This window comes from Profundibacterium mesophilum KAUST100406-0324 (assembly GCF_009835145.1).
GTDB lineage: Bacteria > Pseudomonadota > Alphaproteobacteria > Rhodobacterales > Rhodobacteraceae > Profundibacterium > Profundibacterium mesophilum.
In genome coordinates, this window is the sequence record NZ_APKE01000014.1 from 349,250 (window position 1) to 366,044 (window position 16,795).

Here is a 16,795-nt window from a genome sequence, read left to right on the forward strand (position 1 = left end):
TTCCACAAGCCGCAGGCCCCCATGTCAGACAGTCCCGCCTATCAGGTGCTCGCCCGGAAATACCGCCCCGCGACCTTCGCCGACCTGATCGGCCAGGAGGCGATGGTGCGCACGCTCAGGAACGCCTTCGAGGCGGACCGGATCGCCCAAGCCTTCATCATGACCGGCATCCGCGGCACCGGCAAGACGACGACGGCACGCATCATCGCCAAGGGCATGAACTGCATCGGGCCGGACGGGCAGGGCGGCCCGACCACCGAGCCCTGCGGTGTCTGCGAGCATTGCCGGGCGATCGCCGAAGGGCGCCATGTCGATGTCCTGGAGATGGACGGCGCCAGCCAGACGCGGATCGACGACATCCGCGACAACGTCCTGAACTCGGTGCAATACGCGCCCGGGTCCGCGCGCTACAAGATCTACATCATCGACGAGGTGCACATGCTCAGCACCTCCGCCTTCAACGCGCTCCTCAAGACCCTCGAGGAGCCGCCGGCGCATGTGAAGTTCATCTTCGCCACCACCGAGATCCGCAAGGTCCCGGTGACGGTGCTCTCGCGGTGCCAGCGCTTCGATCTGCGGCGCATCGAGCCCGAGGTGATGATGGCCCATCTGGGCGCGATCGCGGCGAAGGAGGGGGCCGAGATCGACGAGGAGGCCCTGGCGCTGATTTCCCGCGCCGCCGAAGGCTCGGTGCGCGATGCGATGAGCCTGATGGATCAGGCGATCGCCCATGGCGCCGGCGCGACCACCGCCGAACAGGTGCGCGCCATGCTCGGCCTTGCCGACCGGGGGCGGGTGCTTGACCTGTTCGACCTGATCATGGCCGGCGATCCCGGCGGCGCGCTCTCCGAGCTTGCCGGGCAATATGCCGACGGGGCGGACCCGGTGGCGGTGCTGCGCGATCTGGCGGAGATCACCCATTGGGTCAGCGTGGTGAAGATCACGCCGGCCGCGGCCGAGGATCCGACCGTGGGGCCCGACGAGCGGAGCCGCGGCCTGTCGATGGCAGAGCGCCTGCCGATGCGCGTGCTGACGCGGACATGGCAGATGCTGCTCAAGGCGCTCGAAGAGGTCTCCTCCGCGCCGAACGCGATGATGGCGGCCGAGATGTCGATCATCCGCCTGACCCATGTGGCGGACCTGCCGCCGCCCGAGGATCTGCTGCGCAGGCTGCATGACGCGCCCCCCCGTGGTGGCAGCGGCGCTCAGGCAGGCGGGCAAGAGGGCGGCCAGGGCACCGGTGGCGGAGCGGCACGGTCCTCCGCCGCTCCGGCGGCCGGCGCATCCGGCGGTGCGCGGGCCGGGGGACAGGAACCCCGTCACGCACCGAACCCGGGGGCCGCGCAAGGCGCCACGGCGAGCCCGCGGGCGAGCGGCGCGGGTCCCGGCCCCTCGGCGGCACTGGCGCCCGAGACCGTGCCGGCCCTTGCCCGTTTCGCCAGTTTCGACCAGGTCGTCGCGCTGGTGCGCGCCAATCGCGACGCCAAGCTGCTGATCGAGATCGAGACCTGCCTGCGCCTTGCGAGCTACGCCCCCGGACGGATCGAGTTCGAGCCGACGGGCGATGCGCCGCGCGATCTTGCCGGGCGGCTCGCGCAGCGGTTGCAGCTGTGGACCGGGGTGCGCTGGGCGGTCAGCCTGGTCAACGAGGGCGGCGCGCCCACCATCGCCGAGGAGCGCGACGCCGAAGGGGCCGCCCTGCGCGCTCGTGCCGAGGCCCATCCGCTGATGCAGGCGGTGCGCAGCGCCTTTCCCGCCGCCAGGATCGAGGACATCCGCAGCATGGGCGAGATCGCAGCCGCGGCCGCCGTCGAGGCGCTGCCCGAGGTCGAGGACGAATGGGACCCCTTCGAGGAAGACTGAGCGTCCCTTGCCGCGGGGGGCGCGGGTGAATACATGGCAAGTGATCGACAACAGGGAGACGACGTGATGTTCAAAGGTTTGGGCGGGCTCGGTGACATGGGCAAGATGATGAAGGCCGCGCAGGAGATGCAGGGCAAGGTCGAACAGCTTCAGACCGAGCTCGCGTCGATCAGCGTGACGGGAGAGTCGGGCGCCGGACTGGTCAAGGCGACCGCAACCGCCAAGGGCGAGCTGACCGGGCTCGACATCGATCCCTCGATCTTCAACCCCGACGAGAAGGAAGTCGTCGAGGACCTGATCCTCGCCGCGATCAAGGATGCCCAGCAGAAGGCCAGCGCCAAGAGCCAGGAAGAGATGGGCAAGCTGACCGAGGGGCTGGGACTGCCCGCCGGCATGAAGCTGCCCTTCTGAGCGGGGAGGACGGGGCGCCCCACGGGCGCCCGGATGCCAGATGAGCGACGCCGCCACCGATATCGACGATCTGATCGCGCTGATGGCGCGGCTTCCGGGGCTCGGGCCACGCTCGGCGCGCCGTGCCGTGCTGCATCTCGTGAAGAAGCGCTCGATCCTGATGAAGCCCCTTGCCGAGCAGATGGGCCGGGTCGCGGCGACGGCGCGCGAATGCACGCTCTGCGGCAACATCTCCGGAACCGAGCTTTGCGCGATCTGCGCGTCCGAGGCCAGGGCGAATGGCGAGCTTTGCGTGGTCGAGGATGTCTCCGACCTGTGGGCCATGGAACGCTCGGGGATCTTCAAGGGCCGCTACCACGTCCTTGGCGGGACGCTCTCCGCGCTTGATGCCGTCGGGCCGGACGAGCTGCGCATCCCGCGCCTTGTCGCCCGCCTCGCGCCCGAGGGGGTGCGCGAGGTGATCCTGGCGCTCGGTGCGACCGTGGACGGGCAGACGACCGCCCATTACATCGCAGAGCAGATCGAGCCGCACGGGATCGAGCTGACATCCCTGGCGCAGGGCGTGCCGATCGGCGGTGAGCTCGACTACCTCGATGACGGCACCATCACCGCCGCCCTGAACGCCCGCCGTGCCTTCTGAGCCGCGCTCCCCGAGGGCGCCGGGTCATTCCGCAGGAGATCTTCCGTGAAGCTGACACATCTGCAATCCGCGACCGTGATGATCGAGACCAACGGCACGCGCATCCTTACCGATCCCTGGCTGGTGGATGGCGAGTATTACGGAAGCTGGTTCCATTACCCGCCTTATCCCGGGCGGCCCGAGGACCTGGAATACGACTACATCTATGTCAGCCATATCCACCCGGACCACATGTCGCGCAAGACGATGGCGCGTCTTGACAAATCCAAGCCGGTCCTCATCCACGACTTCGAGGAGAAGTTCCTCAGGATGAACCTCGAGCGGATGGGTTTCGAGGTGATCGAGCTGCCGCATAACGAGCGCTTCGATCTGCCGGGTGGCGGGTTCATCCAGATCCTCGGTGCCGACAACTGCGACCCCGAGCTTTGCGCGCGCTATTTCGGCTGCGCCCCGGTGGAGGCGAAGTTCCGGATGACCCGGATCGACACGCTCTCGGTGATCTCGGACGGAACCCACGTCATCCTCAATACCAACGACTGCCCCGAGCCGCTGGCGCGCGACGCCGTGGACCGGGTATTGGCCGAGCATGGCTCGATCGACCTGATGCTGGTCGGCTATGCCGGCGCCGGGCCCTTCCCGCAATGCTTCGCCTTTGCCGACACCGCGCAGATGCGCGCCGCCGCCGACCGCAAGAGGGCGCAGTTCATCGACCAGGCGGTCGCCTATATCGAGCGTGTGCGCCCGGCGGCGTTCATGCCCTTCGCCGGCACCTATGTGCTGGGCGGGCGCAAGGGGGCGCTCAACGACGCACGCGGGGTGCCCGGCCTCGACGAGGCCCTCGCCGAGATCGTCCCGCGCGTTCCCGCCGAATGCCAGGGCTTCATTCTGGATGCGGCTCAGAGCTGGGATCTCGGGGCCCGCGAGGCAAGCGCGCCGCCCACCGCCCCCGATCCCGCCGCCCGCGCGGCCTATCTCGCGCAGATCGCGGAGCATCCCTACGACTACGACGCGCTGCCCGCCCCGGGCGATGACGCGCTCCTTGAGATGGCGCAGGCCGCCTATCCCCGGTTTGCCGGCAAGGCCGCCCAGATCGGACTGTCGGATGCCACGCGGATCGTGGTAACCGCCGATGATTTCGCGATCGGCTTCGATGCCGCCCGCCCGCCCGAGCGCATCCATGCGCTGCCGGCGGGAGATTATGTCAGGATCGAAACCGATCGCCGGCTTCTCGGCGCGTTGTTGCAAGGGCCGCGACACGCGCATTGGAACAATGCCGAGATCGGCTCGCATCTCAGCTACGAGCGCCGGCCTGACAGGTTCGACCGAGAGCTCTACCATGCAATGTCCTTCTTCCATTCGTGAGGACGGCCGGGCCGGGCATTGCGCGGCATATCCACAACTTGCGCGGCCCGGCTGCCACGAAAACGCTTTACAGGCTTGACCTGTTGCAACACGATGCCACCCAGAGTGGTCGATCCTGAACGAACCATTCCCCGCAGGCATTTCGCCGCGACGCCGATCGGCGCATCGCGGCTGCAAGTTATGAGGCCGAGGATGGCATCAACCCACGATCTCGACGGCGCCGAGGCGTTCGATCCGATCGATATCGTCGAGAGCATCGCAGCGCGTCATGACTGGGAGTTCGACCGGATCGCCGACGATCAGATCACCATGTCCGTCGAGGGGCAATGGCGGACCTATGCGCTGACGCTGGCCTGGTCGTCGGCCGACGAGATGCTGCGTCTCATCTCGACCTTCGAGATGGAGCCGCCGGAGGATCGCCTTCCGCAGCTCTACGAACTGCTCAACCTGACCAATGACCAATGCTGGGCGGGGGCCTTCACCTACTGGGCGGATCAGCGCCTGATGGTCTGGCGCTACGGGCTCGCCCTCGATGGCGGACAGGTGGCCGACCCCGAACAGATCGCGCGCATGATCAGCGCGGCGGTATCGGCGGCGGAACGCTTCTATCCCGCCTTCCAGCTGGCCACCTGGGGCCGCCGTACCGTGGACAGCTCGATGAAGATCGCGATCTGCGAGGCTTACGGGCGCGCCTGACCGGCCGCTCCGGTCCGCCCCGCCCCGACCGACCCGGACCGGCCCCGATTTTCCGCGACGCCCGCACACCCTGACACGCCTTGCCGGGGCATCCGTGCGGCGCGCTCCCCCAAGGCGATCGCGCGAATGCCGTCCCGTTTCTCCCCCTTCTTCCTGCTTGCCCCTTGCGCGCGGTGCGGTCCCCCAAGGCGCCGCGGGGCGCGTGCCTTGCAATTCCTGCCTTCCGCTCCCCGGCCTATGGGGCTTGCGCCGCCGGCGTTCCGCAGAGTGCTTGCACCCCGCGCCGCGCCGCGACACTCTGCGCCGACGGGGCCGGGGACCGCGGCCCGGCAAGGGGAGTTGGACGGTATGGATGATCTTCGGACGCGCGGACTGGTGCTCGTCGGCTGCGGCAAGATGGGCTCGGCGATGCTCGATGGCTGGCTGCGCAGCGGCTTTCCGGCAAGCTCGGTCTGGGTGATCGATCCCAAGCCGGGCGACTGGCTCGCGGCGAGCGGTGTGCACCTCAACGAAGGTCTGCCCGAACGTCCCGCGATGGTCGTCGTGGCGGTGAAGCCGCAGGTGATGGACACCGCCCTTCCGGGCATATCGGAGCTGGGCCGCGGTGATACGACCTTCCTTTCGGTGGCGGCCGGGGTTACGATCGCGACATTCGAGGATCGCCTTGGCGCCGGTACCCCGGTGATCCGCGCGATGCCCAACACGCCCGCCGCGATCGGCCGGGGCATCACCGCGATCGCGTGCAACGCCGCGGCCCAATCGGCCCTCCCGGATGCCGAGGCCCTTCTGGGGGCCGTGGGACAGACGGTGCGCCTGGATGGCGAGGCGCAGATCGACGCCGTGACGGCGCTCTCGGGATCGGGTCCGGCCTATGTCTTCGCCCTGATCGAGGCGATGGCCGCCGCTGGCGAGGCCGAGGGTCTGCCGGCGGACATGGCGATGCGTCTTGCCAAGGCGACCGTCGGCGGGGCCGGACAGCTGGCCGAGGAAAGCACCGAGCCGCCCGGCATCCTGCGCCGCAATGTGACCTCGCCCAATGGCACGACGCAGGCCGGGCTGGAGGTCCTGCTGTCCGACCGCGACGGGCTCGGGGGGCTCATCGGACGCACGGTCGCCGCGGCGGCCGCCCGCTCGCGCGAGCTGCGCGAATGAGCGCGAGTTTCGACGATTTCCTCAAGCTCGACATCCGCGTCGGGCGGATCACTCGCGCGGAGCCCTTTCCGGAGGCGCGCAAGCCGGCCATCAAGCTCTGGATCGATTTCGGACCCGAGCTGGGCGAGAAGCGCAGCTCGGCGCAGATCACCGCCCATTACACCCCGGAATCGCTCATCGGCAGGAACGTGCTCGCGGTGGTGAACTTCCCGCCCCGGCAGATCGGCAAGGTCATGTCCGAGGTTCTCGTGCTGGGTCTGCCGGATGCGGCCGGCGAGGTCGTGCTGGCCGTGCCCGATCCGTCGGTGACGGGTGAGGGGCCCGCCCCTGGCGCGCGGCTTTACTAGGGCGCCCCGACCGCGCGGCGCCAATGGCGGCGGCACAGGGAGACGTAGCGCTCGTTGCCGCCGATCTCGACCTGCTCGCCCTCGGTGAGAATCCGGCCCCCGGCATCCTGCCTCACGACCATCGTCGCCTTGCGCCCGCAATGGCAGATGGTGCGCACTTCGCGCAGATGGTCTGCGATCGCCAGAAGCGCAGCCGAGCCTGGAAAGAGCGCACCCCTGAAATCCACACGTAATCCGTAGCACATCACCGGCACCGACAAATCATCCGCGATCCTGGCCAGCTGCCAAACCTGCTCATGGGTGAGAAACTGCGCCTCGTCGATAAAGAGGCAAGCAAGGGGGCCATGGGCCATATGCGCCTCGGCTAGGCCGAGAAGGTCGGTGCGCGGCGTGTATGTGCGCGCATCCGACCCGATGCCGATCCGGCTGGCGATCTTGGCCTGTCCGGCTCGCGCATCGAGCTGTGCGGTCAGAAGAAGCACCTCCATGCCGCGCTCGCGGTAGTTATGCGCCGCCTGCAAGAGCAGCGTCGACTTGCCCGCATTCATCGTGGAGTAGTGGAAATAGAGCTTGGCCATGAGGCGGTCAGGTAGCGGCTGCCGCGCCGGTGGGCAAGGGCATCCCGGCCCCGGACATCTCCCAGGGCCGGCGCGGTGTCAGTCCTGCAGCGCCCTGACGGTCAGTTCGCCCTCGCCGCGCACCCGCATCGCGAGCGCCGCGGCATGGCTGGCAGCGAGCGTGGTGAAGTAGGGGATCTTGTCGTAGAGCGCCACCGAACGCATCGAGCGGCTGTCATCGACCGCGCGCGCCCCTTCGGTCGTGTTCATCACCAGGGCGATCTCGCCATCCTTCATGATGTCGACGATCGAGCGTCCGCCCTCGTAGACCTTGTTGACGATGCGTGCCTCGATCCCGTTCTCGGCGAGGAATTTGGCCGTCCCGCGCGTCGCGACGATGCTCATGCCCAGATCGCGCAGTGTCGCGGCCGTCTCGATGAGCTGTGCGGTCTTGTCGGCATCCTTGATCGACAGGAAGGCAGTGCCCTCGGTCGGCAGGTTGGTGCCCGCGCCCATCTGTGCCTTGAGGAAGGCGCGCGGGAAATCGCGGTCCCAGCCCATGACCTCGCCGGTCGAGCGCATCTCGGGGCCAAGCAGCGTGTCGACGCCCGGGAAGCGGGCGAAGGGCAGCACCGATTCCTTGACCGAGAACCACGGCATGTTGGGATCGGCCAGGGTCATCGGGTCGGCGAAGGGCAGGGTGTCATCCACCCCGGTGCCATCGGGATAGGCCGCGCGCAGCGGGAAGTTCGAAAGGGGCTCGCCCGCCATCAGGCGCGCGGCAATGGAGGCGATGGCGCTGTCGGTGGCCTTGGCGACGAAAGGCACGGTGCGGCTGGCACGCGGGTTCACCTCGAGCACGTAGATCGTGCCGTCCTTGATCGCGAATTGCACGTTCATCAGGCCGACGACACCGAGCTTGAGTGCCATCGCCTTGGTCTGGCGCTCCATCTCCTCGACCATGTCGCGCCCGAGCGTGTAAGGCGGCAGCGAGCAGGCGCTGTCACCCGAATGGACGCCGGCCTCCTCGATATGCTGCATGACGCCGGCGACATGGACATCCTTGCCATCCGACAGCGCGTCGACATCGACCTCGACCGCGCCGGCCAGGTAACTGTCGAGCAGGACCGGGTTCTTGCCCGAGACATTCACCGCGTCACGGATGTAGCGCTTGAGGTGATCGTCGTCGCGCACGATCTCCATCGCCCGGCCGCCCAGAACGTAGGAGGGGCGGATCACCAGCGGGTAGCCCACCTCGCCGGCGATGCGCATCGCCTCCTCGTCCGAGCGCGCAAGCCCGTTGACCGGCTGTTTCAGGCCCAGCTCGCCGAGCATCTTCTGGAACCGTTCGCGGTCCTCGGCGAGATCGATCGCATCGGGCGAGGTGCCGAGGATCGGGATGCCCGCCGCGTGCAACGCATCGGCGAGTTTCAGGGGGGTCTGGCCGCCGAATTGCACGATCACGCCGTGCAGCGTGCCGTTCTCCTGCTCGACGCGCAGGATCTCCATCACGTGCTCGAAGGTGAGCGGCTCGAAATAGAGCCGGTCGGACGTGTCGTAATCGGTGCTGACCGTCTCGGGGTTGCAGTTGATCATGATCGTCTCGTAGCCCTGATCGGTCAGGGCGAAACAGGCATGACAGCAGCAATAGTCGAACTCGATCCCCTGGCCGATCCGGTTCGGGCCGCCGCCCAGGATCACCACCTTCTTGGCATCCGATGGGCGCGCCTCGTCCTCGGCCTCGCCCATCACAGGATGCTCGTAGGTCGAATACATGTAGGGGGTCTGCGCCTCGAACTCGGCGGCGCAGGTGTCGATCCGCTTGAAGACCGCCTTCACCCCGAGATTGTGCCGCGCCCGGCGCACCTGGTCCTCGTCCCGCCCGGTCAGGCTGGCAAGGCGCGCGTCGGTGAAGCCCATCATCTTGAGCGCGCGCAGTTCCTCTTCGGTGACCGGAAGGCCGCCCGCGCGGATCTCGGCCTCCTTGTCCACGATCTCGCGGATCCGGGCCAGGAACCACGGGTCATAGGAGGTCGCGGCACCGATATCGTCGTCGCTCAGCCCGTGGCGCATCGCCTCGGCGATGACCCGGATGCGGTCCGGGGTCTGGCGCGACAGGGCGGCCACGACGGAGGCATGGTCCGGTTTCTGGACAGTCGAGCCGGGAATGACGATCTCGTCGAAGCCGGTCAGGCCGGTCTCCATCGAGGCCAGCGCCTTCTGCATCGATTCGTGGAAGCTGCGCCCGATCGCCATCGCCTCGCCCACGGATTTCATCGCGGTGGAGAGGAGCGGCTCGGAGCCTGCGAATTTCTCGAATGCGAAGCGCGGGATCTTGGTGACGACGTAGTCGATCGTCGGCTCGAAGCTGGCGGGCGTCACCTTGGTGATGTCGTTGTCGAGCTCGTCGAGCGTGTAGCCCACGGCCAGCTTGGCGGCGATCTTGGCGATCGGGAAGCCCGTGGCCTTGGAGGCCAGCGCCGAGGAGCGCGACACGCGCGGGTTCATCTCGATCACGACCATGCGCCCGTCGACGGGGTTCACCGCCCATTGCACGTTGGAGCCGCCCGTCTCGACGCCGATCTCGCGCAGCACGGCGATGCTGGCGCTGCGCATCCGCTGATATTCCTTGTCCGTCAGCGTGAGCGAGGGCGCGACGGTAATCGAATCGCCCGTATGCACGCCCATCGGATCGACGTTCTCGATGGCACAGACGATGATGGCGTTGTCGGCGCGGTCGCGCACGACTTCCATCTCGTATTCCTTCCAGCCCAGCAGCGACTCGTCCACAAGGATCTGCCCGACAGGCGAGGCGTCCATGCCGCTGCGGCAATAGTGCATGTATTCTTCGCGGTTATAGGCCACGCCGCCGCCGGTGCCGCCCAGCGTGAAGGCGGGGCGGATGATCGCCGGCAGGCCGATATGCTCGAGCGCATCGAGCGCTTCCTGCACCCCGGCGGCAAGATCATAGGCGCCGTTCGCCTTCTTGGGCGCGGAGATGATGGTCGCCTTGGGATTCTCCAGCCCGATCCGGTCCATCGCCTCGCGGAAGAGCTTGCGGTCCTCGGCCATCTCGATCGCGCGCCGGTTGGCCCCGATCAGCTCGACACCGTATTTCTCCAGCACGCCCATATCCGCAAGGGCCAGAGCGGTGTTGAGCCCGGTCTGGCCGCCCATCGTCGGCAGCAGCGCGTCGGGGCGCTCCTTGTCGATGATGCGTGCGACGGTGTCGGGGGTGATCGGCTCGATATAGGTCGCATCGGCAAGACCCGGATCGGTCATGATCGTGGCCGGGTTGGAGTTGACCAGGATGACCCTGTAGCCTTCCTCGCGCAGGGCCTTGCAGGCCTGTGCGCCGGAATAGTCGAACTCGCATGCCTGCCCGATGATGATCGGCCCCGCTCCGATGATCATGATCGACTGGATGTCGGTTCTTTTCGGCATAGCTGGGGTCCCTTCCACGCAAAACGTCGTGAGGTATAGGGATTGGTGGCGGCGGTGCAAGGGGGGATCGCGCGAGCCTGCGCGAAAGCCGGCATGCGGCCGGTCAGGCGCGCCCCTTCGCGGTGGCTCCTCCCGCCCGCGCGGGCAGCAGGGCGAAGCCGGCGGCCAGCCCCGCCATCGCGAGCGCCCCGATGGGCGCCACGGCATTCATCGACGCGCCCGCCATCTGCAACAGCGCGAGCCCGCCATAGGACAGGGGCCCGAAGATCGCGAGAAGGGCGAGAAGCCGCGCCGCGCCGATCCCGCCTCCCGGCCCGGGCCCCGGCTCCGATCCCGATCTCGAAGCACAGAGCAGTCCCGGTGCCAGAAGGGCCGGTGCCAGGAAATGGTAGCTCCAGGCGAGCGGCCCCGCGAGCGACAGGACGATCATCGCCGCCGGCCAGACCGACCGGATGCGCCGCGGCGCCGCGCAGCGATGCGCCCAGAGCGCCAGCCCGCACAGCGCCGCCACGAGAAGCGCGCGGGTGGCCCATAGCCAGGGGGCCGGTTTCTCGAGCACCAGCCATTCGGGCAGGCCGGCCGCGCCGGGCGCGGCGGCGGCCACCACCGCCGTGCCGCCGCCGAGAAGCCCGCCCACGAGGCCGTCGAGCCCGAAGGAGAGCGGGATGATGATCGCGCTGCGGCTGATCGAGGAGATCACCGAGAGGAAATCGGCATGGAGCGGCCAGCCGGCAAGCGTGATGGAGAGCGCGGCAAGGCCGCCCCCCGCCGCCGCGAAGCCGCCAAGCGCGCGCCAGTTGCCGCTGGCCAGCCACAGGACCGCGTAGAGCGCGGGATAGAGTTTGATCGCGGCGGCGAGCGCGAGGATTGCCCCGGCCCGCGCCTCGGCCCCGGCGCGCATCCGCTCGAGGGTGAAGAGGACGAGCACGCTCACGAGGATCTGCGGCTGGTTCTGCATCAAGGCGACGCCGCCGATGACGGTGCCGTAGGCGATGAGCTGCCCTGCCGCCACGAAGAGCCAGAGCGGCGGGCCGGGACGCATCGCGCGCCATGCCGCCACGCTGCCCGCAAGGAGCAGCAGCGGATTGAGCAGGTTCGCGCTCATCCGCAGGAACGCGAAGCTCGGCGGGTCGGGCAGCGCGGCCAGGAGCGCCGCCCAGAGCGGCGGATAGATATAGGGATAGATCGGGGCATCATGCCCGATCGCCGCGGCCCGCGCCGTCCAGCCCTCTGGCGGGCGCATCGTGAAGGGCAGCTCCGGCGGGGCATAGATCGGCAGCCCCTCGGCAAGGGAGCCCGCCGCCAGATGCAGTGCCAGCAGGTCACTCGAGACATGGGGCGCCAGGAGGACGTCGCCCATGACCGCACCGAGCGCCGCGAGGCATACCAGCGCGATCGCGCCACGGATCGGGTTGTCGGCCGCCGCCGTGATCGGCTTGATGGCCTCGGGGCGGGAACATCTCGTCATTGCGCAAGGCTAGGGGGCCGCCGCGCGCCACGCATCCCCGCATGTCGCCGCCGGCGCGTGTGCACCGGCGTCTGTGGCTACGGTGCCGCATGGACGGGCGGGGCACGGGGGCCGCGCAGGCGGGCGGAATGCACGCCGGCGGCGGGGGCGCGCGGATCGCGGCCGGCGCGCGCGGCGGGCGGCAAAGCTTGACTTATCGGGCAAGGCACGATGTATCGGCGCGGACCTGATCCTTGACACGAGCACGCCCCCCGGAGGGATGACCCATGCACGCCTACCGCTCCCATACCTGCGCCGATCTCGACAAGAGCAATGTCGGTGATACCGTCCGTCTCGCTGGCTGGGTGCACCGCGTGCGCGACCATGGCGGGGTGCTCTTCATCGATCTGCGCGACCATTATGGCATCACGCAGATCCTGTGCGACAGCGACAGCCCGGCCTTCTCGGAGGTCGAGAAGGTGCGCGCCGAATGGTGCATCCGCATCGATGGCAGCGTGAAGGCCCGTGACGAGGGGCTGGTCAATGCCAAGATCCCCACGGGCGAGATCGAGGTCTATATCCGCGATATGGAAGTGCTGGGCCGCGCCGGCGAGCTGCCGCTGCCGGTCTTCGGCGAGCAGGACTATCCCGAGGAGACGCGCCTGCGCTACCGCTTCCTCGATCTGCGCCGGCAGGGCCTGCATGACAACATGGTGCTGCGCTCGGACGTGGTGCGCGATTTGCGCGAGCGGATGTGGGACCAGAAGTTCAACGAGTTCCAGACCCCGATCATCACCGCCTCCAGCCCCGAGGGCGCGCGCGACTTCCTCGTGCCCTCGCGCCTGCATCCGGGCAAGTTCTATGCCCTGCCGCAGGCCCCGCAGCAGTTCAAGCAGCTGATCATGGTCTCAGGCTTCGACAAGTATTTCCAGATCGCGCCGTGCTTTCGGGACGAGGATCCGCGCGCCGACCGCTCGCCCACCGATTTTTACCAGCTCGACATGGAGATGAGCTTCGTCACCCAGCAGGACGTGTTCAACACGATCGAGCCGGTGATGCGCGGCTGCTTCGAGCGCTTCGGCGGGGGCCGCAAGGTCGACCAGACCTTCGAACAGATTTCCTACAAGGATGCGGCGCTGTGGTACGGCACCGACAAGCCCGACCTGCGCAACCCGATTAGGATGCAGGTCGTCTCGGAGCATTTCGAAGGCTCGGGCTTTGCCATCTTTGCCAAGCTGCTCGAGCAGGAGGGCACCGAAATCCGCGCCATTCCCGCGCCCAAGGGGGGCAGCCGCAAGTTCTGCGACCGAATGAACAAGTTCGCACAGGAGCAGGGCCTGCCCGGCATGGGGTATATCTTCTGGCGTGAGGGCGAGAATGGCCTCGAGGCCGCCGGTCCGCTCGCCAAGAATATCGGACCAGAGCGCACCGAGGCGATCCGTCAGCAGCTCGGTCTCGAGATGGGCGACGCGGCCTTTTTCCTCGGCGGCAAGCCGGGCGATTTCGAGGGCGTCGCGGGACGTGCGCGCACCGTGATCGGCGAGGAGCTGGAGCTGACCGACAAGGACCGCTTCGCCTTTTGCTGGATCGTCGATTTCCCGATGTACGAGAAGGATGACGAGGGCCGCATCGATTTCAGCCATAACCCCTTCTCGATGCCGCAGGGCGGGATGGAAGCGCTGGACGGTGATCCGCTGGAGGTGCTCGGCTACCAGTACGATCTGGCCTGCAACGGTTACGAGCTGATCTCCGGGGCGATCCGGAACCACCGGCCCGAGATCATGTTCAAGGCCTTCGAGATTGCCGGCTATGACGAGGCCGAGGTGCGCAAGCGGTTCGGCGGCATGGTCAACGCGTTCCAATACGGCGCCCCCCCGCATGGTGGCTGCGCCGCCGGGATCGACCGGATGGTGATGCTCCTTGCCGAGGAGGAGAATATCCGCGAAGTCATCATGTTCCCGATGAACCAGCGCGCCGAGGACCTGATGATGGGCGCGCCGTCCGAGCCGGTGAACGAGCAGCTGCGCGAGCTGCACCTGCGCGTGATCCCGCGCGAGGCGTGAAACCGAAACCGCGCCCGGGCGTTGGACCTTCGATTCTGGACAGGAGGATGTCATGCGCAGATTCGTGAAGTTCTTCGCCCTGTGGAAGATCGTGCGCCGCGTGATGCGGCGCTGAGGATCGTCGGCGGCGCGTGACGCGCGGCGCCGTGATGGGGATACGAGATGACAGGGCGTCGCATCATGCGGCGCCCTTTCTCCATTCTGCGAGGGGTGATACCCTCTTTCGTCGTCGTGAGGATCGGCTTTGTGCCGCCCTCCGAACGCCCCGCTGCCCCGCCTGCGCAGTTTGGCGCATCCTGTCGGTGCGCTTGGCGCGGCAAAATCCGCGTGCTTTCCTTTCGGGCGATCCTGCTCTCGACCGGCTTCGATCTCGTCTCGTGCTGGCGCAGGGGGGATCGAACGGAAAACTGGCCGCGATCCGCTCGAGAGTTTGTGCGCCGGGCCGTCCTCGCCCCAAGACCGCTCGCCGCGTCGCGAGCAAACCGGCAAGCGACAATGAAATCTGGACCGATCGCTCCGGTTCAGGGAAAGCTGCTGCAATCGGGGAGGGCTCGTGGCGTCATCGCACGCTGGAAACCGGGATCGGGGACGATAGGGCTGCGGCGTTTATCCACGAGACGGTCGCGGATGCGGTCTTGCCTATGAAATCGTGGCCCCGATGGTCCATGGCGCACGGATTCGGCGGCACTCGGCCGGCAAACGCGGGATCATTCTGCCGCGACACCGGAGTTGTAGCCGTAAGTCTTCCAGCCGGGTTTGTAATCGGCATCCGCCTGGTTGCCCCAAACCGTCCAGCCCTCGCGAAGGCCCCTGCCGAAAAGCTCCAGGTAAGGCCCCCAGGAACAGCTCTCGATCAGGTCATATTGCTCGTCGGGCTTGCGCGAGTGCTCACGCTTGCGGGTCTGCATCATGTTGACCTGCCGGCGACCGGGCGCCTCGGTGCGCACGTTCCTGCCGCGAGTGCCAAAAAGCAGGATCTCGGTCACGTTGCGGAAGTAGAAGCCGACGCCGCGCCCGTCGCTGCCGCCATCCTTGCGGATCTTGTGCCAGATAATGTTCGACTTGTAGTCGAACCCCCATGCCGACAGCACCCGGAGCCCGTCCGGCAACAGCGCGTTGGGCACCCAGATGTAGCAATGCGCCCGATCGGCGAGATGCTCGGCCACCGGAAGCGCGCAGATGTCGTCGAGCGTCATCGTGGGATACCGGTTGAGCCGCCTGTGCTCGGGCGCGACCTTGCCGGTGCGGTTGGTGAAGCGCCATGGCGGGTCGGCCATGACGCATCCGAAACGGTCATCGCCAAGAAATTGCCGCAGGTCGCTGGAGGGATCGGTGCTCATATCCGGCATGTTCCGCCTTTGACGGCGCGTATGCAACGCGAAGTTCGCCCCGGGCCCCGGCCGGCTCCGAAGATGGCGGGAAATAGGAGCCGGGCGCGATCCCGCGAGGGGTCAGTCCTCGAGGCTGTCCTCACGCTTCTCGTCGACGAGCTTGCGCTCTTCTTTCTTCCGCTCGAGGAAACGGGTGCCGTAACCCTCGATCTCCTTTTCCTCGATCACCTCGCGCGCGCGGGTAAAGACCTCGTCCTCTTCTTCGTCGATATGGTGCTCGTAATCGTGGCGCAGGGTCTTGAATTTCTCAATCCACTGCGGCGCGCCCATGTCCATCTCGTTGAGCTCTTCCATCAGGTCGTCGAGCTGCTGATGCTCATGCACCGAATGGCGGGCCGAATCCTGGCCCCATGTCTTGGAGATCAGCTTGGAGTAGAAGGTCTCTTCCTCGGCGGCGGCATGGCTTTTGACGTCGTAGTAGAACTTCTCCCATGCCGTGCGCCTCGCCTCGCTGCCACTCTCGCTGCCGGAAATGGTTTCAAGCAAGGCACGGTGGTCGTCGTGATCCTTCTTGATCGCGTCGTAGATGGAAGGCATGGGGCATCCTCTTTCGGTCGGGTTCCCGGCCCAACCCGGATGCGGGGGAGGGGGTTCCGCCGATGCGGGACGCGCCTCAGACGTAGAGCGTCAGCGTTCCGAAGACCGCGACGGAGAGCGACAGGATGCCGGCGCCGAAGACGGCGCGGTCGAGGGCCGCGTTGCGCGCCTCCGCGAGCAGAACGGTATCGATAAGTTTCAACATCATGGCACTGGTCCCTGGTTGCATTGTTGCGGGCCGCTCCCCGGTTTGGCCACCATCCTTGCGGCGCATTATGGCGGAAACGAGGAGCGTTCGGCGTTTTCACGTGACGGCCTTGGTGCGAGGCGTCCTGCGATCCCCATCATCGGACAGAAAGTGTTGACGTTGTGCTAAGAGGCGGCGCGGAAGGGCTGCGGCCTTGCGCCGCTTGCACAAGTGCCGCCCGGGCCGCATATCAGGGGCAACACGCAGCCAGAGGGGAGTTGAGCGCGATGATCGGACGGTTGAACCATGTGGCGATCGCGGTGCCCGATCTCGAGGCCGCCGCGCAGCAATATCGCGGCACGCTCGGCGCCGAGGTCGGAGCGCCGCAGGACGAGCCCGATCACGGCGTGACGGTGATCTTCATCACCCTGCCCAACACCAAGATCGAGCTTCTCTACCCCTTGGGAGAGGACTCCCCGATCGCCGGCTTCCTGCAAAAGAACCCCGCCGGCGGCATCCATCACATCTGCTACGAGGTGGAGGATATCATCGTCGCCCGCGACCGGCTGCGCGCCGAGGGTGCGCGGGTGCTCGGCGATGGCGAGCCCAAGATCGGGGCGCATGGCAAACCCGTTCTTTTCCTCCATCCCAAGGATTTCAACGGCTGTCTCGTCGAACTCGAGCAGACCTGAGCCAAG

At 67.3% G+C, this 16,795-nt stretch carries 15 protein-coding genes; 9 read left to right on the forward strand and 6 right to left on the reverse strand.

The window, feature by feature from the left end; genetic code table 11:
* The first annotated feature begins 21 nt into the window (after positions 1-21).
* The 7 genes from PMES_RS06700 to PMES_RS06730 all read left to right on the forward strand — a co-directional run bounded on the left by PMES_RS06700 (position 22) and on the right by PMES_RS06730 (position 6,471).
* Positions 22-1,863: a DNA polymerase III subunit gamma/tau gene (locus PMES_RS06700; protein WP_159964735.1), complete on the forward strand. Its 1,842-nt coding sequence runs from the start codon at positions 22-24 to the stop codon at positions 1,861-1,863.
* A gap of 66 nt (positions 1,864-1,929) precedes the next feature.
* Entirely contained in the window at positions 1,930-2,274 is a 345-nt protein-coding gene (locus tag PMES_RS06705) for a YbaB/EbfC family nucleoid-associated protein (RefSeq protein WP_159964736.1), read from the forward strand.
* Between the two features lie 40 nt (positions 2,275-2,314).
* A complete protein-coding gene (recR, locus tag PMES_RS06710) occupies positions 2,315-2,914 on the forward strand; it encodes a recombination mediator RecR (RefSeq protein ID WP_159964737.1) in 600 nt (199 codons plus the stop codon).
* Positions 2,915-2,959: 45 nt separating this feature from the next.
* A complete protein-coding gene (locus PMES_RS06715; protein ID WP_159964738.1) occupies positions 2,960-4,276 on the forward strand; it encodes an MBL fold metallo-hydrolase in 1,317 nt (438 codons plus the stop codon).
* A gap of 192 nt (positions 4,277-4,468) precedes the next feature.
* Complete coding sequence (locus tag PMES_RS06720; RefSeq protein ID WP_159964739.1) at positions 4,469-4,972, forward strand: type III secretion system chaperone family protein; 504 nt, start codon at positions 4,469-4,471, stop codon at positions 4,970-4,972.
* 348 nt (positions 4,973-5,320) lie between these two features.
* Positions 5,321-6,124 carry a pyrroline-5-carboxylate reductase gene (gene proC, locus PMES_RS06725; RefSeq protein ID WP_201288966.1) on the forward strand — a complete coding sequence of 268 codons (804 nt, stop codon included), beginning with the start codon at positions 5,321-5,323 and terminating at the stop codon, positions 6,122-6,124.
* Entirely contained in the window at positions 6,121-6,471 is a 351-nt protein-coding gene (locus tag PMES_RS06730; RefSeq protein WP_159964741.1) for a tRNA-binding protein, read from the forward strand. The genes proC and PMES_RS06730 overlap by 4 nt, the downstream gene beginning before the upstream one ends.
* On the opposite strand, the gene PMES_RS06735 is transcribed toward PMES_RS06730, so the two are convergent.
* The 3 genes from PMES_RS06735 to PMES_RS06745 all read right to left on the reverse strand — a co-directional run bounded on the left by PMES_RS06735 (position 6,468) and on the right by PMES_RS06745 (position 11,940).
* Positions 6,468-7,049, reverse strand: a complete 582-nt coding sequence (locus PMES_RS06735) for a thymidine kinase (RefSeq protein WP_159964742.1) — start codon at positions 7,047-7,049, stop codon at positions 6,468-6,470. The genes PMES_RS06730 and PMES_RS06735 overlap by 4 nt on opposite strands.
* 78 nt (positions 7,050-7,127) lie before the next feature.
* Complete coding sequence (gene carB, locus PMES_RS06740; protein WP_159964743.1) at positions 7,128-10,472, reverse strand: carbamoyl-phosphate synthase large subunit; 3,345 nt, start codon at positions 10,470-10,472, stop codon at positions 7,128-7,130.
* Between the two features lie 103 nt (positions 10,473-10,575).
* Positions 10,576-11,940: a glycosyltransferase 87 family protein gene (locus PMES_RS06745; RefSeq protein WP_159964744.1), complete on the reverse strand. Its 1,365-nt coding sequence runs from the start codon at positions 11,938-11,940 to the stop codon at positions 10,576-10,578.
* 266 nt (positions 11,941-12,206) lie between these two features.
* Here PMES_RS06745 and aspS point away from each other — a divergent pair, with 266 nt between their 5' ends.
* On the forward strand, positions 12,207-13,982 hold the full coding sequence (gene aspS / locus PMES_RS06750) for an aspartate--tRNA ligase (protein ID WP_159964745.1): 1,776 nt from the start codon (positions 12,207-12,209) through the stop codon (positions 13,980-13,982).
* A 707-nt stretch (positions 13,983-14,689) separates the two neighbouring features.
* Here aspS and PMES_RS06755 read toward each other — a convergent pair.
* The 3 genes from PMES_RS06755 to PMES_RS16845 form a co-directional block, all read right to left on the reverse strand.
* Entirely contained in the window at positions 14,690-15,322 is a 633-nt protein-coding gene (locus tag PMES_RS06755) for an MT-A70 family methyltransferase (RefSeq protein ID WP_159964809.1), read from the reverse strand.
* Between the two features lie 111 nt (positions 15,323-15,433).
* Entirely contained in the window at positions 15,434-15,910 is a 477-nt protein-coding gene (locus PMES_RS06760; protein WP_159964746.1) for a hemerythrin domain-containing protein, read from the reverse strand.
* 76 nt (positions 15,911-15,986) lie between these two features.
* Positions 15,987-16,118, reverse strand: coding sequence for a hypothetical protein (locus PMES_RS16845; protein ID WP_268892413.1), 132 nt, complete (start codon positions 16,116-16,118; stop codon positions 15,987-15,989).
* Positions 16,119-16,384: 266 nt separating this feature from the next.
* Between PMES_RS16845 and mce the strand changes: the two genes are divergently transcribed.
* Positions 16,385-16,789: a methylmalonyl-CoA epimerase gene (gene mce / locus PMES_RS06765; RefSeq protein WP_159964747.1), complete on the forward strand. Its 405-nt coding sequence runs from the start codon at positions 16,385-16,387 to the stop codon at positions 16,787-16,789.
* Positions 16,790-16,795: the final 6 nt, after the last annotated feature.

Coding starts and splice junctions, on each gene's coding strand:
- PMES_RS06700 (WP_159964735.1), top strand. CDS start 22: ATGTCAGACAGTCCCGCCTATCAGGTGCTCGCCCGGAAATACCGCCCC.
- PMES_RS06705 (WP_159964736.1), top strand. CDS start 1,930: ATGTTCAAAGGTTTGGGCGGGCTCGGTGACATGGGCAAGATGATGAAG.
- recR (WP_159964737.1), top strand. CDS start 2,315: ATGAGCGACGCCGCCACCGATATCGACGATCTGATCGCGCTGATGGCG.
- PMES_RS06720 (WP_159964739.1), top strand. CDS start 4,469: ATGGCATCAACCCACGATCTCGACGGCGCCGAGGCGTTCGATCCGATC.
- proC (WP_201288966.1), top strand. CDS start 5,321: ATGGATGATCTTCGGACGCGCGGACTGGTGCTCGTCGGCTGCGGCAAG.
- PMES_RS06730 (WP_159964741.1), top strand. CDS start 6,121: ATGAGCGCGAGTTTCGACGATTTCCTCAAGCTCGACATCCGCGTCGGG.
- PMES_RS06735 (WP_159964742.1), bottom strand. CDS start 7,049: ATGGCCAAGCTCTATTTCCACTACTCCACGATGAATGCGGGCAAGTCG.
- carB (WP_159964743.1), bottom strand. CDS start 10,472: ATGCCGAAAAGAACCGACATCCAGTCGATCATGATCATCGGAGCGGGG.
- PMES_RS06745 (WP_159964744.1), bottom strand. CDS start 11,940: ATGACGAGATGTTCCCGCCCCGAGGCCATCAAGCCGATCACGGCGGCG.
- aspS (WP_159964745.1), top strand. CDS start 12,207: ATGCACGCCTACCGCTCCCATACCTGCGCCGATCTCGACAAGAGCAAT.
- PMES_RS06755 (WP_159964809.1), bottom strand. CDS start 15,322: ATGAGCACCGATCCCTCCAGCGACCTGCGGCAATTTCTTGGCGATGAC.
- PMES_RS06760 (WP_159964746.1), bottom strand. CDS start 15,910: ATGCCTTCCATCTACGACGCGATCAAGAAGGATCACGACGACCACCGT.
- PMES_RS16845 (WP_268892413.1), bottom strand. CDS start 16,118: ATGATGTTGAAACTTATCGATACCGTTCTGCTCGCGGAGGCGCGCAAC.
- mce (WP_159964747.1), top strand. CDS start 16,385: ATGATCGGACGGTTGAACCATGTGGCGATCGCGGTGCCCGATCTCGAG.